Below are 22,740 nucleotides of genomic sequence, written 5' to 3'. Positions count from 1 at the left end.
CCCGTGGGCAGCCGCGCGGGTGGCCTGCGCTTCGGCCCCGGGCCCGCACGGCAGTGTCGCGTGCATGTCCCTCGCCCGTACGGCAGCCGCAGCGGGGCGCCTCGTCCGGTTGGCGGCTGCGCGTCCGGCCCGGCACCCTGTTCCCGCTTGCGGAGTGGGCAGCTCCGTGGGCGTCCCCGCGCTTCGGCCCCGGGCCCGCACGGAGCCGTCGTGTGCACGTCCCCGGCCCGCACGGCAGTCGCCGCGCATGAGCCTCGCGTCCGCCCGTCCGTCGCGCTGCTGCGTGTCCCGGGCTTCAGGCCCGACCGTGCGGCGCGCTGCGGGCCCGGCCAGCGAGGGCGACCGCGGGGAGCAGCGTCAGGGCCAGTGCCCCGCCGACCGCCGCCAGCACCGGATAGCCGGCGTCCGCCACGACGAACCCGGACGCCATGCCGCCCACCGCCCCGGAGACCGCGATGGCCACGTCGACCATGCCCTGCGTACGGGCCCGGGTCGCCAGGGCCGCGCTGTCCGTGATGAGTGCCGTGCCGCTGATGAGCCCCAGGTTCCAGCCGAGCCCCAGCAGCACCAGGGCAACCGCCAGCAACGGCAGCGAGGTCGGCGGGGCGCTCGCCGCCAGCAGCCCCGCAGCCAGCAGGACCACCCCGGACGCGCACGCCGTCCACAGCCGGCCCACCCGGTCGACGAGCCACCCGGTCAGCGGCGACGGCAGGAACATCGCCGCCACATGAAGGGAGATCACCAGGCCGGAGGCCGCGGTGGTGTGCCCGTGGGCGTGCATGTGGACCGGCGTCATCGTCATGATCGCCACCATGACGAGCTGGGCCAGGCCCATGATCCCTGCCCCGAGGGGCAGGCCGTGGCGGGGCGGTGCGACCGTGTCCGGCGGGTCGGCGGCGCCCTCGGCGGGCCCTTCCGGTTCCTTCGGGGACGCCGCGATCTCGCGTGCGAGCAGCAGGGGGTCGGGCCGCAGCCACACCGCGAGGAACAGCGCCCCCGCGGCGTACGCGGCGCCCGCCAGCAGGAACGGGCCCGCGAGCCGGGGCAGGCCCAGGGCCTGCGCCACGGCCCCCGTGGGAGCCGCCAGATTCGGGCCGACCACCCCGCCCAGCGTCGTGGCGACCAGCACGGTGCTCACGGCCCGGCCCCGGTGCCGGGAGTCCGCCAGGTCCGCCCCGGCGTACCGGGCCTGGAGGTTCGTGGCGGAGCCCGCGCCGTACACGAACAGGGAGAGGAACAGCAGCGGGGCGCTGTCCGCCACGGCGGCCGCGATGACTCCGGCGCTGCCCACGGCGCCCGCTGCGTACCCGGCGGCGAGCCCCGGCCGCCTCCCGTGGCGCTGCGACACCCGCCCCACGAGAACCGCGGCCACCGCGGAGCCCGCCGTGAACAGGCCGCTCGGCACCCCCGACAGGCGCGTCGAGTCCAGCATCTCCTGCGCCAGCAGCGCCCCCACCGTGATACCGGCTGCCAGGCCGGCGCCGCTGAGCACCTGCGCCGCGACGAGCACGGCCAGCACCCGGCGCTGGGCGGCCGCGGCCCTCCCCGGCAGGTCCTTCCCCGCGTCGAGGCGGGCAGCGGGCGACGTCAACGTATCCTCCGCGCATCCATGCCCGATTGTAGGCAGCACTCATCACCGGTCCGGCGGCCGGAGGGCTCCGGGCGGCGGTCAGCCGTCGGACAGCGGGCGCCGCGCCACGCCCAGTACGTGCGGCGACGTCGGCAGCAGCGCGCCCTGCCCGGGCACCCGCAGCCGACGGTAGGTCACCACCTCGAACCCGGCCGCCTCGACGGCCGCCAGCGGATCGCGGGCGGTGTGGCACCCGCCGAGCAGGCGCGGCCACACCGTGGCGTCCAGCACCCGCTGAGCCGTCGCCAGGGCCCGTCCCGGAGCCCTGCCGTGCTCGTAGAACCGCAGTTCCCCGCCCGGGCGCAGTACCCGCCGCACCTCGCTGAGGGACCGCCGCACGTCCCGCACGCTGCACAGCACCAAGGACAGAACGGCCCCGTCGAACGCCTCGCTCTTCAGCGGGAGCGCCTCCGCCACCCCCGGCACCACGTCCACCAGTACGTCCGCCCGCAGCCCCGCCTCCACGGCCATCCGGCGCAGCACCGGCTCCGGCTCCACGGCGACGACCTCGGAGACGGCCGACGGATAGTGGGCGAAGTTCAGGCCGTTGCCCGCGCCGACCTCGACGACCCGGCCCGCCAGACCGTCCAGCAGCTCCCTGCGGTGTGCGCCGATCCCGGCCTTCGTCTCGCCGAGCACGCTCACGCGCGCGTAGAACCGGGCGAACAGCGGATGGTGGACGGGCCCGCGGGTGCGGGCGGCCCTGGTCCTGCGGTCCGTCATCGCGACCTCCTCGGGAGACACGGCGGCTACACGGGCGATACCCGGATTGTGCGCCGTGTCCTCCCCGCCGGCGTGCGGTCAGCCGCCCACGAAGCAGAACTCGTTGCCCTCCGGGTCGCGGAGCACCTGGAACGGCCCCTGCTCGTCGCCGACGACGCCGCCGACCCGTTCCGCACCGCGCCGCACCGCCTCGGACGCGGCGGCCTCCACGTCCCCGGCGGCCAGGTCCAGGTGCAGCCGGTTCTTCGCGAACTTGCCCTCAGGGACCCGCTGGAACGCCACCCGCACGAATCCCGGCGGCTCCACGTACGACCAGTCCGGGCCCCGGTCCACGGGGTCGCCCCCGAGCAGCCCGGCCCAGAAGCGCACCAGCGCCGCAGGGTCGGCGCAGTCGAACACGATCTCGCTCACGGTGGCTCGCATGCGGGCACCCTATGCCGCCCGCGCCCGTGCTTCACGCCCGCCGTAGGGCATCCGCGCCCGTGCCCGCGGCGTTCCGGCGCCTGCACGCTCACGCCGGCGCGTCCGGGCGCACCGGGGAGCGCTCCCCGGCGCCTCCCCGCCGTGAGGCCCGGCCTGATCCTCCACGTGTGCTGTCGAAAGGGGGCGGTACTCGGGCCACGCGGAAGCGGCCTTCGTCCGGGCGTCTGCCCAGCCCCCGAGAAGATGCGTACGTCCGTGCTGGTCCTGGGGGAATCAGTTCTGCAGGTACCAGGCGAGACTCAGAATCGCGCCGACCGGCAGGGCGAACAGGCCCAGCAGGATCTGGTGCCGACGGGTGTTCGGGAGCCCGGCGAGGGCGGGGTAGGCGAGGAGCACGCCGGCGGCCAGGACGTCCACGGCGAAGACGATTCCCGGAGGCTTGATGGGCTGGGCCGCGGTGCGGTTGGCCCAGCCGGTGACGACCTCGAAACTCGACAGCAGGATGAAGACCGCGGACAGGACGTTCGGGACCGCGGTGAGGGCTGCGTGCGGTGCACAGTCGTCGTCGGGGTGCCTGCCGATCGCGAGGAGCAGCCCGACGCTGTACAGGACCGCCACGACGGGGACCAGGGTGAGAACCAGAATCAACGTTTCTTCCCCCCTCCTGCGGACGATGCCGCGGCGGCCACGGCGGGAATGATGACGGCGATCAGCAGGAGCACGACCAGGATGGTCAGGAGATCGGGCCCGGACGTTTCCCGGGGTTGCGCGACTTGTGCGGGCGGAGTCGCGATGACCGGTGTCCGTGGTGCTGTCGGCGCCGGGTCCGCCTCGGCCGGCGTCGGCGTTTCCTCCTCGGCCCGTGCGGGGTCGGAGCTCGCGGATTGCGCGGATGGGGGATCTGCGGCGCGCGGGACCTCCGCCTCGGTCACTTCGGCCGGGAGGCCACGGACAAGGGCGGGGCGTGGTGGCGCGGCGGCGGGAGCGGGGGCCACCGGAACCGGTGACAGCTGTGGTTGTGCCGGTGAAGGGGCGACAGCGTCGGGCGGGGCTGCGGGATCGAGCGGGGGAGGGCTGGTGCCGGGCCCGGCCGGCGCGGTAGGGGACGGCGCCTGCCGGGTGGGTGCGGGAGAGGGCACCGCGGTGGGCGTCACGGAGGGCACCGCGGTGGATGTGGGTGGGGATGTGGGTGTGGGCGACGATTGCGGCGACGTGGGTGAAGGGGGCGGCGACGTGGATGACGGCGGTGGCGGTGTGGGGGATGCGGGGGGCGTCGGTGTGGGGGACGGTGTGGACGGGTCGTCCGGCGTGCACTGCGGCTGATGTGACGCGCGGCCTGTGTCGTCTCTCCGGCCGCTGTCAGTGGGCATGGGCGACCTGGAGGGCTGCTTCGGTTCCCGAGGCGACGGCTCCCGCGATCCAGGCGTGGTAGCGGGGCTGACAGTGGTCGCCGGCGAAGTACAGGCTGTCGCCGACAGGCGGGAAGACGTGCGGTCCGAGGCTGAGGAGTTGTCCCGGGGTCTCGATGACGGCCTCGCCCAGAGCCCAGCGGTTGCGCAGCCACGACTGGGAGACGCAGCGGTCGGTGGCGAAGCGGCGGATGCGTGCGCCGTACAGTGCCGCGAGGTGGTCGAGGGCTTCGGTGCGCCGGTCACCGGGCGTCAGGGCGTCGAAGCGCAGCGCGTCGCCCGCCCAGTTGTACGCGGCCAGGACCACCCCTCCGGGAGACCCGTCGTCGGAGGGATGGGAAGGGAAGTACACGAACCTGCTGGCTTCGTCGGAGACGCAGCCTCCTCCGACGGCGGGCACGGCCGGGCCGTGGGGGGCGGGTCTGTAGGCGCTGCCGAGCTCTGCCTTCCAGGTGTCCTCGTCCCATTCCCACCAGCGACGGGTGAACTCGATGAGCACCTTGTGCGCGGTGTCGTGGTGCAGTTCGATGATGGCGCGCCGTTTCCCGTAGGGCAGGATCGGGTCGAACGTGACGTGCCGGAGCGCGGCGAAGGGAACGGCCAGGACGACGGCTTCGGCGTCGTAGGTGTACCTCGTCTTTCCTGTGCCCCCGTGAAACGCCTCGTCCTCGGGTCCAGTTTCGGGCGCGGCGTGGATCGTGACCCCGCGGTCGTGCCAGGACACCCCGGTCAGGACCCGGCCGGTTTCGATGCGGAGGCCGCGGGCCAGGGCCCGGGTCAGGCTGTCGGTGCCTTCGCTGAACTCGAAATAGGTCATGGAGGGGTTGATGTTCACCGCGCCGAAGGCGGAGTGCAGCAGCCCGTAGGAGAGCCGGCTGGTGAGGTTCTCCAGAGTGCCCACAGCCTGGATCTGGGCGGTGTCCCATCCCGCGACGTCGGTGAGGTACTGGTGCAGTGACATGTCGCCCAGGTCGTCCAGGAGCTGGGCCATGCCCTCCACACGGTCCACGATGGGCTTGTCGGACCACGTTCCGTCCGCGTTCCGCGTCTGGGTGTAGGAGCGGGTCCTCTCCAGTGCCTCCGCCCATGCCTGGGACGACGACGTCGCGCTGTCCCACCCGAAGCTCTTGTTGACCGGACGCGGATCGCGCAGGTACTCCGCCTTGGTCAGGGTCTGGCCGTTGACGTGCACGAATCGGCTTCCCCGCCCCGTTGCGGCCTTGTACGGCTCCTTGGTGCCGGTGCTGAACACCTCCCCGGTCCAGGAGCGGTAGGAGACCCGGCTGTCCCCCGAGACGATGCCGGGGGAGGGGGGTACGTCCGTCAGGTGGAACGGCCTGCGCGCCACGCCGAGCGAGTCCGCGAGCGCAAGGGTGAGCACATGGGTGGAGGGGACGCGCATGGCCCCGGCCTCGGCGCGCAGCCGCGGATCCTGCCAGGTGTGTCCGCGGAAGGTCTTGATGCGTCCGCCGATCCGGTTGCTGTTCGCCTCCAGTACGCGGACATCGTGCCCGGCCGCGGTCAGCAGGCGGGCGCAGGTCAGCCCGGCGACGCCGGCGCCCACGACCAGTACCCGTCGCTTCCTCCTGCCGGGGAGGCGGGCGTTTCCCGTCAGGAGCCTCAGGTACTGCAGGGTCAGATCCGTGTGGGCGCTGTCCGTGAGGAGCACGCGACGGGCCATGGTGAGAGCGGCCTCGGAGCGTGCGCTGCCGGAGTCGGGCCCTCGCGTTGCACCCGAGGCGACGCCGGGCCGGGAGGTCGCGGCTGCCGTACCGGTCAGCGCCACACCCGAGATGTTGAAGAACGTACGACGGTTGATCACGGTCACCAGCCTCGCACCGGCCGCGGCACCTGGAGGGGGTGGCGACTTGCCGACACACAGGTTCATCCGGATGGTCGTCCCCGGGGCCCTGCCCTCGGTGCCGCGGCGGTGCCAGGACCGTGAACCCCCGGCTGTGAACCCCGGTCTGTGAACCCCCGGCTGTGAATCCCTGAGCGGACACCGCCCATGCGGCCTCGGCGGCCCGGCCGGTGGCCGTGCCGGAGGACTTCGGACGCAGACCGGACGGCCGGGTACGAGGAGCCGTTGGACGCCCGGGGCGGAAGAGCAGGCCGGTTCATGTGCCGAAAGCGCGTGCGGCCGCGGGCGTGCCGTAGTACTCCTGGACGGACCAGAAAGCAGGCGCGTTCCCGTGGGGAGTCATCGATGGCCGTTCGCCGTGTCGTGCCCACCGTCCGGTCCCGGGCTGTGCGGGAGAGCCGGGAGTTCTACGGCCTGCTGGGCCTCGAGGAGGTCATGAACCACGGCTGGATCATGACGCTCGCCTCCCCGTCCAGCCCGGCAGCGCAGATCAGCTTCATGACCGACGACAGGACCGCGCCGGTCGCCCCCGACATGAGCATCGAGGTGGACGACGTGGACGCGGCCTACGCGGTCATGCGGGAGAGCGGAGCGGAGATCGTCCACCCTTTGCAGGACGAGGAGTGGGGTGTGCGGCGATTCTTCGTCCGTGACCCCGGCGGGCGGGTGGTCAACGTGCTGGGCCACCGCTGATGTCCGTTCTCCCACGCCCCTGGTGAGAGTGCCGGTACCTGCCGCTCGCCGAGGGCCGCGACCGGAGCCGCGGCGCCGTGCGGACGGCGCGGCCGTCGTACCCCGCGGCCATGACGCGATGCCTCGGGAGGCGGCTGAGGCATCCGCGACGGCGAACGTCCCGCCGCCCCCCGTCGCCGGCACCGTCCCGGCCGCCGCCCGGGGCCCGGGCGGACCGCCCGCGCCTCCGCGCCCCGCCCACGGGGGCCACCGGGCGGCCCGGTCAGGCCGTCAGCACGTCCGGGCTCCAGGTGCCGCCCAGGCCCGGGGCCAGCCACGCGGGCGCGGCGGCGCGGAAGGACCCGGGCGGGAGGGCGCCCGCGCCCTGCGGCACCGCTCCCAGCAGCGGGGCCTGCGCGACGACCGGAAGGTCGGACAGGTTGCAGCGCTCGGCGAGCCCCGGAGCGGCCGGCCAACTGCCGACCACCACGCCCGCCTGCTCCAGGCCCCGTGCCCGCAGCGCCTCGCCGGTCAGTGCGGCGAGGTTGAGGGTGCCCAGACCCGCGGCGGCCACCACGAGCACCGGCGCGCCCAGCAGCCGGGCCGCGTCCGCGAGGGTGCTCCCCTCGTCGTCCCAGCGCACCAGGAGCCCGCCGGCCCCCTCCACCACCACCAGATCGTGCTCGGCGGCCAGTTTCTCCGCCGCCTCGGCGACCTGCCGCGGCCGCACCGGAGCCAGCCCGGCGCGGCGGGCCGCCGTCGCCGGGGCGAGCGGCTCCGGGTAGCGCGCCAGCTCCCGGCCGACGACCCCGTCCCCGGCCAGCCGTGCGACCTCGTCCGCGTCGCCCCGCTCGCCCGGACCCACGCCGGTCTGCGCCGGCTTCAGCACCGCCACCGACCGGCCCTGCGCCGCCGCCACCGCGGCGAGCGCCGCCGTCACCACCGTCTTGCCGACCTCGGTGCCGGTGCCGGTCACCACGACGACGCCGTGTGCAGATGCCATCTCAGCCCTCCTCCGCCGCCGCGCGCACGGCCCGGCAGATCAACGCCAGGTCGTCGTCGCCCGTCACGTACGGCGGCATGACGTACACCAGGTCCCTGAAGGGGCGCAGCCACACGCCCTCCCGCACGGCGGCCGCCGTCGCCGCCGCCATGTCGACCGGGTGGTCGAGCTGGACCACCCCGATCGCGCCGAGCACCCGGACGTCCCGTACGCCGGGTGCCTTCCGCGCGCCGGCCAGGCCCTCCGCCAGACCCGCCTCGATCCGCTTGACCTCGCCCGCCCAGTCCTGGCCGAGCAGCAGGTCGACGGACGCGCAGGCCACGGCGGCCGCCAGCGGGTTGCCCATGAACGTCGGGCCGTGCGCCAGCACCGGGACCTCGCCCCGGGAGATGCCGTCGGCGACCCGCGACGTGCACAGCGTCGCCGCCATCGACAGGTAGCCGCCGGTCAGGGCCTTGCCGAGGCACATCACGTCGGGGGACACCTCCGCCTGGTCCGCGGCGAAGAGCGTGCCCGTGCGGCCGAACCCGGTCGCGATCTCGTCGAACACCAGCAGCACACCGTGGGCGTCGCATGCCTCCCTGAGCACCCGCAGGTACGCCGGGGAGTGGAACCGCATGCCGCCCGCCCCCTGGACGACCGGCTCCACGATGACCGCGGCCAGCTCGTCGGCGTGCCGGGCGATCAGGGCGCGCAGCTCCCGCGCGTACCCCTCCTCGTACACCGCCGGCGGCGGGGGCGCGAACACCTGCCGCGGCAGCGCCCCCGACCACAGCTCGTGCATCCCGCCCTCGGGGTCGCACACCGACATCGGCTGCCAGGTGTCCCCGTGGTAGCCGCCTCGCCAGGTCAGCAGCCGCTGCTTGGCCGGGCGGCCGGTGGAGCGCCAGTACTGGAGGCACATCTTGACCGCGACCTCGACGGACACCGAGCCGGAGTCGCTGAGGAACACGTGCCGCAGCGGCTCGGGGGTGATCTCCACCAGACGGGTGGCCAGCCGGACGGCGGGTTCGTGGGTGAGCCCGCCGAACATGACGTGACTCATCCGGTCCAGCTGGCCGCGCACGGCCTCGTTCAGCACGGGGTGGTTGTAGCCGTGCACGGCCGACCACCACGACGACATGCCGTCGACGAGTTCGGCCTGGCCGTGGACCGGCTCCGCGAGCCGCAGCCGCACCCCGGACGCCGACGCCACCACCAGCGGGTCGGCCCGTCCGGGCATCGGACCGTACGGGTGCCACACGTGCTCCCGGTCCAGCGCGATCAGCCGGGCCGGGTCGTAGGACGGCTCAGGCATTGGGGGCGAGGTCGGTGCCCGCGCCGCGGCGGCGCACCGCGACGAGGTCCGTCCGGGCGGTGCCCGGGGCGGTCTGCGCCCCGGCGTCCTGCGCCCGCGCCGCGCCGTCGGCCGGCTCGGGCACCGAGCCCGCGGCGGCGTCCGGCGCGGTGCCGCACACGTCGCCGGAGTCCGAGCCGCAGCCGCCACCGGAGCCGCAGCCGCCGCCCACGGCGTCCGCGCGGTGCGCGGGCAGCGTCGTCGTGTCGGCGCCCTCCACCTCGAAGCCAGCGTCGGCGATCATCTCCAGGTCCGCCTTGCCCGCCTGGCCCTCGCTGGTCAGGTAGTCGCCGAGGAAGATGGAGTTGGCCAGGTGCAGGGCGAGCGGCTGCAGGGACCGCAGGTGCACCTCGCGGCCGCCGGCCAGCCGGACCTCCACGTCGGGGCAGACGAACCGGACCATCGCCAGGATGCGCAGCGCACGCTGCGGCGTCAGGTTCCACTCCTTGGCGAGGGGGGTGCCCTCGAACGGGATGAGGAAGTTCACCGGCACGGAGTCCGGGTCCAGCTCGCGCAGCGCGAACACGACGTCGACGAGGTCGTCGTCCGTCTCGCCCATGCCCGCGATCAGGCCCGAGCAGGCGGACAGGCCGGCGGCGTGCGCCTTGGTGACCGTGTCCACCCGGTCCGCGTACGTGTGGGTGGTCGTGATCTCCCCGTACGTCCCCTCGGACGTGTTCAGGTTGTGGTTGTACGCGTCGGCTCCCGCCGAGCGCAGCCTCTCCGCCTGGCCGTCGGAGAGGAGGCCGAGGCAGGCGCAGACCTCGACGCCGTCGTTCTCCTCCTTGATGGCCTCGATCGTCTTCGACACGCGGTCGATGTCCCGGTCGGTGGGGCCCCGGCCGCTCGCGACCAGGCAGACCCGCTTGGCGCCGCCCGCGACCCCCGCCGCGGCCGCCTTCGAGGCGTCCTCCGGCTTCAGCCAGGTGTACTTGAGGATGTCCGCCTTGGAACCCAGCCGCTGGGAGCAGTACGAGCAGTCCTCGGGGCACAGTCCGGACTTCAGGTTCACCAGGTAGTTGAGCTTCACCCGCCGCCCGAACCAGTGGCGCCGCACCTTCCCGGCCGCGGCCACCACGTCCAGCAGCTCGTCGTCGGAGGTCGCCAGCACGGCGAGCGCCTCATCTCGGCTCGGCAGCTCACGCCGCAGCCCCTTGTCCACCAGCGTGTTCAACAGGTCCATGGCGCTGATCCTGACCCATGCCGTACCCCCGGGCCAAGGTGGAAACCCACAACAGGGCCCACACGGGGTGTGTGGATGACCACACTCTGACCGGGCCTGCCGTTCGCTAGGGTCTGTGCGCTGCCTACAAACCCGCCACGCGGACGCCATGCCGGGGCAGCAGGCCGCAGGAAGGGACCGGGCGCATGCCGCAGCAGCCGCAGGAGCCGAGCGGACCGTACGAGCCGCACGACCCCCCGGGGCCGCCGGCAGACCGGGAACGGGGCGGGGGCGCCTTCGCGTGGATCGCCGACGAGGCAGCCCGGCGCGCCCACGCCGGGCTCGTCCGCACCCTGCGGCCCCGCCCCGCCGACACCGGCCTGCTGGACCTCGCCGGCAACGACTACCTGGGCCTGGCGCGCCACCCCGAAGTGACCGGCGCCGCTGCCGACGCGGCCCGCCTCTGGGGCGCGGGCGCCACCGGCTCCCGGCTCGTCACCGGCTCCACGGAGCTGCACGCCGACCTGGAGCGGGAACTCGCGGCCTTCTGCGGCTTCGAGGCCGCCCTCGTCTTCTCGTCCGGGTACGCCGCGAACCTGGCCGCCGTCACCGCGCTGAGCGCCCCCGGGTCCCTGATCGTCTCCGACGCCGACAACCACGCCTCCCTCGTGGACGGCTGCCGGCTCGCCCGGGGAGAGACCGCGGTCGTCCCGCACGCCGACCCCGACGCCGTGCGCAAGAGCCTGGCCGCGCACGCCGGCCGGCGTGCCCTCGCCGTCACCGACTCGGTGTTCTCCGTCGACGGCGACGCGGCGCCGCTCGGCGCGCTCCACGCCGTCTGCCGCGAGCACGGCGCCGCGCTGCTCGTCGACGACGCACACGGCCTCGGCGTCCTCGGCGACGGCGGGCGGGGCGCCCCCCACGCGTCCGGCCTGTCCGGCGCCCCGGACGTCGTGGCCACGGTGACCCTGTCCAAGTCGCTCGGCAGCCAGGGCGGAGCGGTGCTGGGTCCTGCCCGCGTCGTCGAGCACCTGGTGAACGCCGCCCGCACGTTCATCTTCGACACCGGCCTCGCCCCCGCCGCGGCGGCCGCCGCCCTCGCCGCCCTGCGGTTGCTGCGCCGCGAACCGGAGCGCGCGGCGCGCGCCCGCGCGGTGGCGGCAGGGCTCCACGGCCGCCTGACCGCGGCAGGGCTGACGGCTGCCCGCCCCGACGCGGCGGTGGTCTCCGTCCACGCCCCGTCCCCGGAGGCGGCGGTGCGCTGGGCCGCTGGCTGCCGGGCCGGGGGCCTCGCGGTCGGCTGCTTCCGCCCCCCGTCCGTCCCCGACGGCATCTCGCGCCTCCGCCTCACCGCACGCGCGGACCTGACGGAGGAGCTGATCGATGAGGCCGTGGCTGTCGTCCTGCGTACGTCGCCCTGCGCGTAGGCCGGCTCGGCGCGACCTGCGGTGAGCACCCGGCATACCGAGAACCCGGCCGGACGGACGGGGTCGCTGTCCGGCCGATCGCGGCAGCCCGCCCACCGGACGGCCCGACGGGGTGGCCGACCGCGGTCGTGGACCAGCCGACGGGGACAGGAGCAGGGGGCGTGACCGCGTTCCACGAGTCCGCACTGGACGGAGTCGCCCGCAACCCTGCGCTCCCGGCACCCTTGCTGCTGCGCCTGCTCGCCTTCGACGGCGGCGGTGACGGCCCGCCCCGCCACGCACTCCAGCGGGCCGCACTCCCCGAGCCGGCCGTCGCGGTGATCCTGACCCATCCGCACACGGGCGCTCGCATCGCGTTCGCGAGGAGCACGGGGGCGGAGCCCGCCCAGCGGGCCCGCCTCGTGGACGACCCTTCCCCCGCGGTGCGGGCCGCCCTCGCGTACGGACCCGAGTGGTGGGACCCGCGGACGACGGTCGCGCCGCTACCGGACGACGTGTGCGCTCGCCTGCTCGACGATCCAGACCGTGCCGTGCGGACGGCCCTGCTGGACTCGCCCCACCTGACCCCGCAGTTCGTGGCCTCCCTGGCCGCGCACGGCGATCCCGCAGCGCGCCGGAGAGCCGCGCGCGCCTGGGAGAAGCTGGCACCGGGGGAGCGGTCGGCTCTTCTGGCCGACCCCGACCCCGACGTACGGCGGGCCGCCGCACAGCGGGAGTGTCGACGGGACGCCCGTGTCACCGCCCGGCTCCTCCGCGATCCGGAGGCCGCCGCCGAGGCGCTGCGCCGAGGGCTCCTCGTCCGTGCCGTCGCCGAGCGGTGCGTCGCCGAGCGGACGCACCTGGCGGCCCTCGCCGAGAACCCGTCGCTGCCCGCCGACCTCGTGGAGCGGCTCGCCGTCGACCCCGACGAAGCCGTACGGCTCGCGGTCTCTCTCAGGCCCGAGCTGGACGACACCCGGCGCGCGGCGATCGACTTCACGGTCGGGGACCTCGACCGGGGCGACGGCGTGCAGTGGGTGCAGGACGGGCTCGCCGACCCCGAGGTGCTGCGTCGAGCCGCGACCTCCGCCCACCCGCTGCTCCGGCGCGCCGCCGCCCGGAGCCCCCACTTGCCGCCCGACCTGGTGCGCCTCCTCGCACGCGTCGAGGACCCGGTGGTGGAGAACCGCCTCAGCGTTCACCATCCCGGCACCCCGGAGGAGGTCCTGATGCGTGTGTTCGCACGGCTCGGTGGGACGTTCTCCGCCTGGATGGCGGAAGGGCACCCTCGCTTCCCCCGGGAGGGTCTCGCCGCACGCTGTGCGGACCACCCGGACGGGAACCACCGCCGGCTGGCCGTCCGGGACCCGGCCGCCACGCCCGCGTTGATCGAACGGCTCAGCCATGACCCCGAGGTCCGGACGCGGCAGACGGCGGTCGGCGACCCCCGCCTGCCGCTCCGCCGGCTGCGGGAGGCGCTCCATATCCCGGAACTGGCCTCCAGCGCGGGCGCCAACCCGGCGTTGCCCGCGGCCGAGATGGCCGCTGTCCTGAACGGGGCCGGTGTCCCCGCCTGACCGCCGAGCAGCACCGCCGGGCCCCGCGCCGCGTCCCGGTCTCCCACGCCTACGCGATCCCGGCGGCGGTCGAGCCGCCCCGTGGCCGGTTCCGCCCGGCCCGCGCGCGTGCGCGACCGCGCCGGGTCCCGTCGGCGGAGGGTCCGGGTCAAGCGCACCGGACGTTCTCGTCCTGCTTTGTGGGAGAATCCGGCAGTGATCATCGAACACGCGTACGTACATGTGGCCGACCGTGACGAGAGCGAGTGGCCCTGGTCGGTGCCGTGTGTGCGGGCACTGCTGGAGGACGGTCTTCGGTTCAGTGCTCCGGTCACCTTCCTCGTCGGGGAGAACGGCTCGGGCAAGTCCACCCTGGTCGAGGCGCTCGCGGAGGGTTTCGGCCTGGACTCCTGGGGCGGGTCGCACGGCTGGCGCTACGCCAGTCACCGCCCCAAGTCGGTGCTGGGCGAGCGGATCCGCTTCGACGCGGCCCCGGGGGGTCGGCGCATGCTGGGCAGCTGGTCCGCACGCAAGGGATTCTTCCTGAGGGCCGAGACGGCGCTCGACGCACTGGAGCGCGAAGGGGTCGGGCCGGACGAGGTCAGTCACGGCGAAGGGTTCCTCGCCGCGTTCCGGAGCAAGTTCGCGGCGCCGGGGCTGTACGTGATGGACGAGCCGGAAGCCGCGCTGTCCTTCACGTCCTGCCTGGAACTGCTCGGCCACATCGACCGACTCGTGCGCAACGGCGGCCAGGTCGTGTGCGCCACCCACTCCCCGCTGCTGACCGCGCTGCCCGGTGCGGACATCGTGGAGGTCGGGGTGCACGGCATGCGCCGTGTGGCCTGGCGGGAACTGGAACTCGTCGACCACTGGCGCCGCTTCCTCGCCGCGCCGCACGCCTATCTGCGGCACGTCCTCGACTGAGCGGCCTGCGCCGCGCCGCGTGTCCCGGGGCGGGAACGGGGCCCGGCCGCCTGGGTGCCGGCACGTGCGGGTGAAGCCGCACCGCGGTCCGCAGGGCGCGCCGGGCCGCCGGTCCGCACGTGACGTGACTCCCGGCTGGGAGCAGGGACGGAACTCGTCATTCCGTTTCTGGTCGCAGGATCCGGCGAATCCGCTCGCGCGTGGCAGAGTTCACCGCATCGAGCGACAGACGTCCGCATATCTTGGTGGATCGGTCCTCGCCCCGGTGACATCGGTGGCAGTCTGACGACGCGAAGCACACAGTCCGAGGCCGATGGTGCCAGCCCCCGCAGTCGCGTGGCAGACCCGGCCCCGGCGGGAAAGGGACAGTGTCGCCATGGCAGATCACCAGGAAGCGTCCGTCACTCTGCCGAGCGATCCGGCCTCGGTGTCCGCCGCTCGCAGATACGTCAGCGACGTCATGGCCGACTGGGGCCTGCCGGAAGGCGCCGACATCGGTGATGCCGTCCGATTGATCGTCTCCGAACTCGCCACGAACGCCGTGCAGCACACCTTCGGCCAGTCGCCCACGTTCACCGTCGACGTACGCCTGGAGCGGGAGGAGCGGCTGCGCGTCGGGGTCACCGACAGCCACCCGCGCTGGCCGCAGCGGCTCCCGGCAGCCGTCCAACAGGACAACGGACGCGGCATGGTGATCATCCGGTGGCTGGCCGCCGAGCGCGGCGGCCGCCTGTCGGTCACCCCGACCGACGAGGGCGGCAAGACGGTGTGGATCGCCCTGCCCTGGCCCGCCCCCGTGCCGTAGCCGCCGGCTACCGCTGCTGCCCGGCACGGCGTCGCACCTCGACGGCACGGGGGCGTTCGCGGGGCGGTGCCCCCGCGTGCCCCCGTACCGCTCGGCAGGGCGCCGACTGTGTCCGCGGGGTCAGCGCACGCGGCCGTACGAGACCGATCGCGACCAGATGCGGTCCAGCTTCACCCACGACCCGCGCTTCGGCGAGTGCCAGATCCTGTTGTTCCCGGCGTAGATGCCCACGTGGTAGACGCCGCCGCGGCCGTGGAAGAACACGAGGTCGCCCTTGCGGCGGTGGTTCTTGGAGATCCGGCGCGTCTTGTTGTACTGCGCCTGAGCGGTGCGGGGCAGCTTCTTGCCGACCCGCTTGTACGAGTAGAGCGTCAGCCCCGAGCAGTCGAAGCGGTGGGGGCCCGTGGCGCCCCACTGGTACGGGGAGCCCTTCCTGGACGCGGCCACGTTCAGCGCCTTGTGCGCCGCGGCCGGGGCGGCCTGCGCCTCCGGTGCGGCGCCGGGCGTCAGCAGTGTCCCGCCCACGGCGGCGAGGGTGAGCGCGGACAGGGCGCGGGCGACCCGGGCAGTGGTGGAGTGGTGGCCGGTGGTGTGGTGGCCACCGGTGCGCTGCGCGGCTCCCTCCGCGGGGGGCGGCGCCGCGGGGGACTCGGGGGCGAGGGGGGACGGGACCTGATTCTGCGTCGGCACGGCAGTACCCTTCGTCAGTCCGCCTGTGAAGGATTGCCTGTCGGGTTCGGACAGGACGAAGATGCCCGGCCGCTGACGCGGCTTCACCCCAAGGGACACCGGCCCCGCTGGTGCGCGGTCGGCCGTCCCGTACTGCTCGGGTCCTCCACTCCTGCCGATCCACTGGTGTCGACCTGGCGTCCGTGCGGCGGCAGGACTCGGCGTCCGCCCGGACCGCCCCGCCGGGCCGGCGGGGGCTTGTCGTCGAGACGGATCTTTCCCGTCGGACGCCGGAATCCCGAGAGCGAAATGGGCGGTGTGAGCCTCGTCACGAATGGTCCGATCAGGTGGACAGCGCTTCCGTACGGGCCCGTGGCGTAGGGCTGCTGAGCCCCGTACCAGCGGCGGAGCGGCCGTGCGCCGCCGACTGCGTCCACTGCGCCCGCAAGTCGCGCCGTACGAAGTTCGTCCGTTTGCGTCGGCCGAACGGGCGAGGGCCCGTCGCACGGACGGGCCTGAAACCGGTCAGCGCAAGGGATCTTGAGGCAGCGTCACGCGACCGGTGCGCCGCTCACCGTCCAGCGCACGCAGCGCACGCGCCAGGGCCGGGGTGTGCACCTCGTGCTCGCCCCGCTCGTGCATCAGAGCCGGGGCGTCGCGCAGCGCGGCGGCCCGTGCGGCCAGCGCCTGTGCCGCCCGCAGTGCGCCGTACGTGTGCGAGCAGCGGGCGGGACTGAGCCGGGCCGGCAGGTCCACGACGTCCAGGTAGCCGTCGACGTAGGCTCCCTCCGCCCGGGTCAGTGCGGGCAGGGGCGGCGGCTCCGAGGGGCGGGGCGAGGTCACCGGTCCGCCTCCCCGCGGGCGGCGAGCACCTCGTCCACGATGCCGTGCGCCTGTGCGCCGGTCGCGTCGAGCACCAGGTCACGCGCGAGGTCCGCACGCACCCGATCGGGCTCCCGCCCGGTGTGCCAGGCGAGGAGACCCGCCATCTGCTCCCGCCGGCGCAGCAGCTCACGGGCATGGGCGTCCAGGTCCACGGGTCGCCCGCGCAGCGGGCCTTCGAGGGAAGGCTGCCGCAGGACCACGCGCGCCCCGGGGAGCGCATGGCGCTTGCCGGGGGCGCCGGCTGCGAGCAGCGCGGCCGCCGTGGACGCGGCCCGGCCGACGCAGAAGGCCGCCACGTCGCAGGTGAGGGTCTGCATCACGTCGTGGACGGCGGTCATGGCGGTGACGGGGCCACACCGTGGGAGTTGCCGTAGAGCGCGATGTCCTCGGTGGGCGCCGCGTGCTCCGGGTGCACGAACCGGGCGATCACGTGCCGCCCCGCCCCCCCCGGCGAACCGGGCGGGCACCCGCGTTTCGGGCTGGCGGCCGAGCACCGCCCGTACGGCGCCTGACCCCGCCCGGCGGGCTCGCCGCTCCTCCTCGCCGACGACCCGAGCGCGGGCCGGGCACGGCCTGCCGCCCCCTTGCGCGGGTACGCCGCGCCGCGCGCCCCCTTCGGTTCCGGCGGAGCCGGCCAAGCGTCCAGGACCGTCGTCCGCCGATTGCCGCTGCCTTCGGCGTAGAGCGTCCGGCGAGGCCGGGCCGAGATCCCGGCGGACCCGCCACGGCGCCCCCGGGTGCGCCATGCCCACCGCCAGGCCCACCTGGTCCGGAGGGGAGTCGCGCCCCCGGCAGTCAGCACCCGTACCGCCCGTCACCAGGGCTTGAACGCCCTGGTCATCCCATGACGGGGCGCGGGCCGGATCGGCGGGGCCGCCCCCACGGGTGCGTCCACCGCCCGCGTCCTGCCGCGGAGCCCCGCGGCGGCGACCGGCCGCGTGCGAGCGGGATGTCACCGGCACCGGGCGGCCCGAGCCGCGGACAGGCTGCCGCGCGGCACCGACGGGAACTGCTGCCGAAGCGGAGCGATTCCCTGCGCCGGACCCCCGGTGGGGTGTCGGCCCCGGCCCTCCCGATGCGCCTGCCGCCCGCGTGACCGGAGGGCGGGGCCGCCGGTCCCTGCGTCCATGCGCGGGACGCGCGGGGCGCCCACCGCGCCGTCCGGTGGGTCGCGGCTGCGGCCCGTACGGATCTCTGTGAAAGTCGGAGCGAACGTGTGCGCCGCCCGCGCGGGCGAACGCGACCACCGTGACAGGAGGCGACGGCAGGCGTGACCGGTCCCATCAGACGCGCGACGCTGGCGGTCCTGTCCCCGTTGCGGGCGTTCCTGCACGCCGAGAGCGCGGGCGGTGTCGTCCTCGTCCTCGCCGCGCTGGTGGCGCTCGTGTGGGCGAACAGTCCGGCGGCCGACGGATACGCCGAGTTCTGGGAGCAGGAGTTCACCCTTGGCGGTGGGGAGGCGGGCATCAGCCTCGACCTGCAGCACTGGGTCAACGACGCGCTGATGGTCCTCTTCTTCTTCGTCATCGGCCTGGAGATCAAGCGGGAACTGGTGGTCGGGGAGCTGCGCGACCGCCGCGTCGCGGCCCTGCCCGCACTGGCCGCCGTCGGCGGCGTCGTACTGCCTGCGCTGCTGTACGCGGCCCTGGCCGGCGGCGGCGAGGCGGGCCGGGGGTGGGGCATCCCGATGGCCACGGACATCGCCTTCGCGGTCGGGATCCTCGCCCTCCTGGGCCGCCGCGCCTCCACCGGCGCGAAACTGTTCCTGCTCAGCGTCGCCATCGTCGACGACATCCTCGCCATCGGCGTCATCGCGCTCTTCTACACCGAGAGCGTCGGGCTGTGGTGGCTGGCCGCCGCCGTCGGCGGACTGCTGCTCGCCGCCGGGATGCGGCGGGCGGGCGTCAACTCGCCCTGGGCGTACGTCCCCGTGGGGCTGCTGGTCTGGTTCGCCACCCTGGAGTCCGGGGTGCACGCCACGCTCGCGGGGGTCGCCCTCGGACTGCTCACACCGGCCCGGCCCGTCGGCGGACGCGACATCCTGAACGACCTCGTGCACTCGCTGCACCCGGTCAGCGCCTTCCTCGTCGTGCCGGTGTTCGCCCTGGCCAACGCGGGGGTGGACCTCCGCGGCGGCGCGCTCGGCGACGCCCTCGGGCAGTCCGTCACCTGGGCGGTCGTCACCGGACTCGTCCTCGGCAAGATCGTCGGCATCGGCGGGGTCGCCCACGCGGTGCGGCGGCTGGGCTGGGGGACCCTGCCCGCCGACATGCACCGCCGCGAGATCCTGGGGGCCGCCGCGCTCGGCGGTATCGGCTTCACCGTCTCCCTGTTCATCACGGACCTCGCCTTCACCGACGCGGCGTTGATCGGTCAGGCCAAGGTCGGCATCCTTGCTGCATCCGTGGTCTCGGCGGTTCTGGGGGTGGTCCTGCTGCTCACCGCACCGACCGGCACCTCGGACACGGCGCGTCCACCGGACGGGGGCCCGCCGGGGGACCGGGCCCGCCCGGGGCAGCGGGAGTGAAGCCGTTAATGAGGACCGGGGGCGGAGCAGGGAGGCGGTCTCGCGGGTGAACCGGCACCGGCCCCGGTGAGCCGGGACCGGCGCCGCGACGGCTGTCACCGGGACACGCGTCACCGGGCCGGACCGACGCCGGTCGGCGCGGGCGGCCGCCCGCGGATCGGCGACCGAAGGGGAGCACCATCGACCGGTGTGACGAGCCCCGACGGGCGAGCACGACTGACGGGTCATCGCGCACCGACCGGAGACCAGGACCGACCGGCAGGCACGACCGGCGGTCACCGACCATCGACCGGAGACATGGACCGGCGGGGTCACATCGACCACCCACAGGCGACCAGGACCGACCGCCCGTCGACCGGTAGGGAACCGGGATCCGTCACCCACCGAGACCGAGCGCACAGCCGGGCCCCAGGCCCCGGGACCTGGCGCGGACAACAAGCGGACAACAAGCGGACAACAAGCGGACAACAAATGGAGGACAGGTGCTGGACATCAGCGCAACCGTCTGGGCCGCCACCGTCGGCCTGATCCTCGCCCTGCTCGCCGTCGACCTGATCCTGGCCGCCGTCCGCCCGCACCGGGTCGGGTTCCGCGAGGCCACGGCGTGGTCGGTGTTCTACATCCTCGTCGCGGTGGGCTTCGGCGTCTGGTTCGGCCTGCGGTACGGCGGCCAGTACGGCACCGAGTACTTCGCGGGCTACATCGTCGAGAAGAGCCTGTCGGTCGACAACCTCTTCGTCTTCGTCATCATCATGAGTACCTTCGCCGTGCCGGAGGAGCACCAGCACAAGGTGCTGACCTTCGGCATCGTGCTCGCCCTCGTCATGCGGGCGATCTTCATCGCGCTGGGCGCCACCCTGCTGGCGCTGTTCTCGTTCATGTTCCTGCTGTTCGGCCTGCTGCTGATCTACACGGCCGTGCAGCTGTTCCGGCACCGGGACGAGGACCCCGACATCGACGACAACGTCATGGTGAAGGCGGCCCGCAGGCTCCTGCCGGTCAGCCCGCACTACGTCGGCGGCAGACTCACCACACGCGTCGACGGACGACGGATGGTGACCCCCCTGTTCATCGTCCTGCTCGCCATCGGCAGTATCGACCTGCTCTTCGCGCTCGACTCCATCCCCGCGGTGTTCGGCGTCACCCGGGAGGCCTACATCGTCTTCGTCGCCAACGCCTTCGCCCTGCTGGGCCTTCGGGCCCTGTTCTTCCTCGTCAAGGGGCTGCTCGACCGGCTGGTCTACCTGTCCACCGGTCTCGCGCTGATCCTCGCGTTCATCGGCGTCAAGCTCATCCTCCACTGGGCGCACGTCGACGTGAGCGAGCAGGTCCCCGAGATCCCCACCCCGGTCAGCCTCGCCGTGATCGCCGTCGTCCTCGCGGTCGTCACCGTCGCCAGCCTCGTCAAGACCCGGCAGGACCCGACGGCCAAGGCACACCCCGGTTCGTTGCGCGCGCACCCCGAGAAGCGGGACGACTCCGACCAGCAGGCCGCGCGCTGAGCGGTGCGCGCCGCGCGCCCCGTGGGGCGCGGCTGCCCTCCGGCACGGCCCCCGACGGCGGGCCCGGCCGTGGGCCACGCCGTGCGGGCCGTGCACAGGGCCGTGCCGTACGGGCCGTACGGTGGGTCGCGGCGCGCGCCCGGAGCAGGGTCGCGTGGGGAGCGCCCTGCCGCGGGGCACACCGCGCGGGCCCCGAGGAGCCGCCCGCGGGTGCGGGGCGCCGGTCTTGGGAGGGGCCGGGTCAGCGGCGCAGGGGCCGGAGGCGGACCGTCGTGACGGCGTGCCGGTCGACGCCGGTGATCTCGACGGACCAGTCCCCGAGCCGGACGCTCTCCCCCGGCCGCTGAGGCAGGTGCCCCAGCCGGGCCAGGACGAGACCCGCGACGGTTGTGTACGGGCCGTGGGCCAGGTCGCCGACGTCGACACCCAGGTCGGGCAGGTCGTGCACGGGAAAGCCCCCCGGCAGCAGCAGGGTGCCGTCACGCTGGGCGCGCACGGCCGACACGTCGCGGTCGGTCTCGTCGTAGATCTCCCCGACGATCTCCTCCAGGAGGTCCTCGACGGTCACGATGCCCCCCACGGAGCCGTGCTCGTCCACCACGACGGCGAACTGCTGACGGGCCGCCATCAGGCGCCGCAGCGCCTCCGAGACCTTCATGAAGTCGGAGTAGAAGGGCACGGGGTGGACGAGGGCGCCGACGGACGAGCCGTCGTCGGCGGTGATCAGATCGCGCAGGTGGACGATGCCGACGACCTCGTCCACGTGCCCGGCCCGGACGACCGGGGCGCGGGAGTGGCCCGAGCGGGCCAGGTCGACGCGGGCCTGGGCGGCCGGCGTGCCGTCGGGCAGGGTGAACATCTGGCGGCGCGGGATCAGGACGGCCCGCAGCGGCCGCTCGTGGATCTCCAGGGCACCGGAGATGATGGTCCGCTGCTCGGCGGTCAGGCCCCGGTGGCCGACGACCATGTCCCTCAGTTCCTCGGCGCTCGGGGGCTCCTCCGTCTCGCGCGGATCGCCGCCGAAGAGGCGGACGAGGAGGTCGGTGGTCCGGCTCAGCGCCCACACGACCGGGCGGGAGGCCGTGGCCAGCACGTCCAGCGGGGTGGCCGCGAGCAGCGCCCACCGTTCGGCGTACTGCATGGCCAGGCGTTTGGGCGCGAGTTCGCCCGCGACGAGGGTCGCGAAGGTCAGGACGAGGGTGACGAGGCCGATCGCCAGCGGCTCCGCGGCCCGCCCCGCGAAGCCCAGGGCGGGCACGAGGGGTTCGGCCAGCGCGACCGCCGCGGTGGCCGAGGCGAGGAAGCCCGCCAGGGTGATGCCGATCTGGATGGTGGCCAGGAACCGGTTCGGGTCCTCCACCAGCCGCACCAGCCGGGCGGCGGAGGCCCTGTCGCTGCGGCCCAGGCGTCTGACCTGGCCTTCCCGCAGGGAGATCAGGGCGATCTCGCTCCCGGCGAACAACGCGTTGAGCACGATGAGCGCGCCGACGAGCAGGAGGGTCGACCAGTAGCCGTCCATGAGCCCACAGTGCCATCGGCAGGCAGCCCGCGCCGTCCGGCTCGGTCCGGACGCGTGGGCCCGGCCCGCCGGGGGAGCGCGGGGCGGGCGCGCAGGGGCGCGTGGCGGTGGCCCGCCGTCGCCCCGGAACGTCAGCCGGCGGCCGGCCCGGCGGCGGGGCCCTCCTGCTCGGCGGCCGAGCTGTCCTCGCGGTGCAGGAAGGTGGCCAGGAGGTCGCCGACCGGGTGGCCGGCTTCCGCCGGGTGGCGCAGGGCGACGGTCGGGTCGATCGTGTACTGGTTACGGCGGCCTACCCGGGTCCGGGTGAGGTACCCGGCCGCTTCCAGGTCGGCGACGATGAGTTGTACGGCGCGTTCGGTGATGCCGATCAGCTCCGCGACATCGCGCAAGCGGCAGTCCTGGTCCCGGGCGAGGGTGATCAGGACGCGGGCGTGATTCGTCAGGAACGTCCAGTGGTCGCCGCGGACGGAGGATGGCCGGTTCATGTTTCCTCATCGTACGAAGTCGACTTCAGCCGATCAATGCCACGGCCCGGAGCCTCATGGGCGAAACACTCCGGCTGGAGGAGGAGCACGCAGGGGAAGGATGATGGAGGGGCTGGAAGCACCGGCCTTCCGGCGGCGGCCCGCTGCGGGCGCCCTGCCCGCGGGCCTCGTGGTGCTGCCGCACCGGTGGCTCCCCGCGGGGCGCCGACCATGTGCCCGGGAGTGCGGCGGCGGTACCGCGAA

The 22,740-nt window shown here is 74.4% G+C and carries 20 protein-coding genes and 1 riboswitch; of the genes, 7 read left to right on the top strand and 13 right to left on the bottom strand.

Annotation, left to right across the window (positions count from 1 at the left end):
- Positions 1–295: 295 nt before the first annotated feature.
- The 5 genes from BJP40_RS14560 to BJP40_RS14535 all read right to left on the bottom strand — a co-directional run bounded on the left by BJP40_RS14560 (position 296) and on the right by BJP40_RS14535 (position 6,007).
- On the bottom strand, positions 296–1,591 hold the full coding sequence (locus BJP40_RS14560; protein ID WP_226962788.1) for an MFS transporter: 1,296 nt from the start codon (positions 1,589–1,591) through the stop codon (positions 296–298).
- Between the two features lie 78 nt (positions 1,592–1,669).
- The gene (locus tag BJP40_RS14555) at positions 1,670–2,353 is read right to left on the bottom strand and encodes a class I SAM-dependent methyltransferase (RefSeq protein ID WP_071280724.1); all 684 of its coding nucleotides are present in this window, start codon (positions 2,351–2,353) and stop codon (positions 1,670–1,672) included.
- A 78-nt stretch (positions 2,354–2,431) separates the two neighbouring features.
- Positions 2,432–2,776 carry a VOC family protein gene (locus BJP40_RS14550; protein ID WP_071280723.1) on the bottom strand — a complete coding sequence of 115 codons (345 nt, stop codon included), beginning with the start codon at positions 2,774–2,776 and terminating at the stop codon, positions 2,432–2,434.
- Between the two features lie 273 nt (positions 2,777–3,049).
- Entirely contained in the window at positions 3,050–3,424 is a 375-nt protein-coding gene (locus BJP40_RS14545; protein ID WP_071280722.1) for a hypothetical protein, read from the bottom strand.
- Between the two features lie 711 nt (positions 3,425–4,135).
- Positions 4,136–6,007 (bottom strand): NAD(P)/FAD-dependent oxidoreductase, encoded by a 1,872-nt coding sequence (locus BJP40_RS14535; RefSeq protein ID WP_177204383.1) that lies wholly within the window; start codon positions 6,005–6,007, stop codon positions 4,136–4,138.
- 384 nt (positions 6,008–6,391) lie between these two features.
- Here BJP40_RS14535 and BJP40_RS14530 point away from each other — a divergent pair, with 384 nt between their 5' ends.
- Positions 6,392–6,739, top strand: coding sequence for a VOC family protein (locus BJP40_RS14530; protein WP_071280720.1), 348 nt, complete (start codon positions 6,392–6,394; stop codon positions 6,737–6,739).
- Between the two features lie 262 nt (positions 6,740–7,001).
- On the opposite strand, the gene bioD is transcribed toward BJP40_RS14530, so the two are convergent.
- Genes bioD through bioB form a run of 3 tightly spaced genes read right to left on the bottom strand, consistent with a single transcriptional unit; the run spans position 7,002 to position 10,240 of the window.
- Complete coding sequence (gene bioD / locus BJP40_RS14525) at positions 7,002–7,721, bottom strand: dethiobiotin synthase (RefSeq protein ID WP_071280719.1); 720 nt, start codon at positions 7,719–7,721, stop codon at positions 7,002–7,004.
- A gap of 1 nt (position 7,722) precedes the next feature.
- Positions 7,723–9,018 carry an adenosylmethionine--8-amino-7-oxononanoate transaminase gene (locus BJP40_RS14520; RefSeq protein WP_071280718.1) on the bottom strand — a complete coding sequence of 432 codons (1,296 nt, stop codon included), beginning with the start codon at positions 9,016–9,018 and terminating at the stop codon, positions 7,723–7,725.
- Entirely contained in the window at positions 9,011–10,240 is a 1,230-nt protein-coding gene (gene bioB / locus BJP40_RS14515) for a biotin synthase BioB (protein WP_071280717.1), read from the bottom strand. The genes BJP40_RS14520 and bioB overlap by 8 nt, the downstream gene beginning before the upstream one ends.
- Before the next feature lie 185 nt (positions 10,241–10,425).
- On the opposite strand from bioB, the gene BJP40_RS14510 reads away from it, so the two are divergent.
- From BJP40_RS14510 to BJP40_RS14495, 4 genes are all read left to right on the top strand, one after another.
- Positions 10,426–11,646 carry an 8-amino-7-oxononanoate synthase gene (locus BJP40_RS14510; protein ID WP_079171171.1) on the top strand — a complete coding sequence of 407 codons (1,221 nt, stop codon included), beginning with the start codon at positions 10,426–10,428 and terminating at the stop codon, positions 11,644–11,646.
- Positions 11,647–11,807: 161 nt separating this feature from the next.
- Positions 11,808–13,202 (top strand): Mucin-2, encoded by a 1,395-nt coding sequence (locus tag BJP40_RS14505; protein WP_071280716.1) that lies wholly within the window; start codon positions 11,808–11,810, stop codon positions 13,200–13,202.
- A gap of 195 nt (positions 13,203–13,397) precedes the next feature.
- Positions 13,398–14,105 carry an AAA family ATPase gene (locus BJP40_RS14500; RefSeq protein ID WP_071280715.1) on the top strand — a complete coding sequence of 236 codons (708 nt, stop codon included), beginning with the start codon at positions 13,398–13,400 and terminating at the stop codon, positions 14,103–14,105.
- Between the two features lie 376 nt (positions 14,106–14,481).
- Entirely contained in the window at positions 14,482–14,910 is a 429-nt protein-coding gene (locus BJP40_RS14495) for an ATP-binding protein (protein WP_071280714.1), read from the top strand.
- A 120-nt stretch (positions 14,911–15,030) separates the two neighbouring features.
- Here BJP40_RS14495 and BJP40_RS14490 read toward each other — a convergent pair whose 3' ends face one another.
- The 3 genes from BJP40_RS14490 to BJP40_RS14480 form a co-directional block, all read right to left on the bottom strand.
- Complete coding sequence (locus BJP40_RS14490; protein ID WP_071280791.1) at positions 15,031–15,459, bottom strand: C40 family peptidase; 429 nt, start codon at positions 15,457–15,459, stop codon at positions 15,031–15,033.
- 144 nt (positions 15,460–15,603) lie between these two features.
- Positions 15,604–15,784, bottom strand: a riboswitch (cyclic di-AMP (ydaO/yuaA leader).
- A gap of 320 nt (positions 15,785–16,104) precedes the next feature.
- A complete protein-coding gene (locus BJP40_RS14485) occupies positions 16,105–16,422 on the bottom strand; it encodes a hypothetical protein (RefSeq protein WP_071280713.1) in 318 nt (105 codons plus the stop codon).
- Positions 16,419–16,802: an ATP-dependent Clp protease proteolytic subunit gene (locus BJP40_RS14480; RefSeq protein ID WP_226962789.1), complete on the bottom strand. Its 384-nt coding sequence runs from the start codon at positions 16,800–16,802 to the stop codon at positions 16,419–16,421. The genes BJP40_RS14485 and BJP40_RS14480 overlap by 4 nt, the downstream gene beginning before the upstream one ends.
- A gap of 932 nt (positions 16,803–17,734) precedes the next feature.
- Here BJP40_RS14480 and nhaA point away from each other — a divergent pair.
- Both nhaA and BJP40_RS14470 read left to right on the top strand, forming a co-directional pair.
- On the top strand, positions 17,735–18,991 hold the full coding sequence (nhaA, locus tag BJP40_RS14475; protein WP_226962790.1) for a Na+/H+ antiporter NhaA: 1,257 nt from the start codon (positions 17,735–17,737) through the stop codon (positions 18,989–18,991).
- A 482-nt stretch (positions 18,992–19,473) separates the two neighbouring features.
- Positions 19,474–20,493 carry a TerC/Alx family metal homeostasis membrane protein gene (locus BJP40_RS14470; RefSeq protein WP_071268337.1) on the top strand — a complete coding sequence of 340 codons (1,020 nt, stop codon included), beginning with the start codon at positions 19,474–19,476 and terminating at the stop codon, positions 20,491–20,493.
- 241 nt (positions 20,494–20,734) lie between these two features.
- Here BJP40_RS14470 and BJP40_RS14465 read toward each other — a convergent pair whose 3' ends face one another.
- The gene (locus tag BJP40_RS14465; RefSeq protein WP_071280712.1) at positions 20,735–22,012 is read right to left on the bottom strand and encodes a hemolysin family protein; all 1,278 of its coding nucleotides are present in this window, start codon (positions 22,010–22,012) and stop codon (positions 20,735–20,737) included.
- 131 nt (positions 22,013–22,143) lie between these two features.
- Positions 22,144–22,497, bottom strand: a complete 354-nt coding sequence (locus BJP40_RS14460; RefSeq protein ID WP_071280711.1) for a winged helix-turn-helix domain-containing protein — start codon at positions 22,495–22,497, stop codon at positions 22,144–22,146.
- Positions 22,498–22,740: the final 243 nt, after the last annotated feature.

Origin of the sequence: Streptomyces sp. CC53 (assembly GCF_001865245.1) — a bacterium.
GTDB lineage: Bacteria > Actinomycetota > Actinomycetes > Streptomycetales > Streptomycetaceae > Streptomyces.
This window is presented reverse-complemented; position numbering and strand designations above follow the sequence as displayed.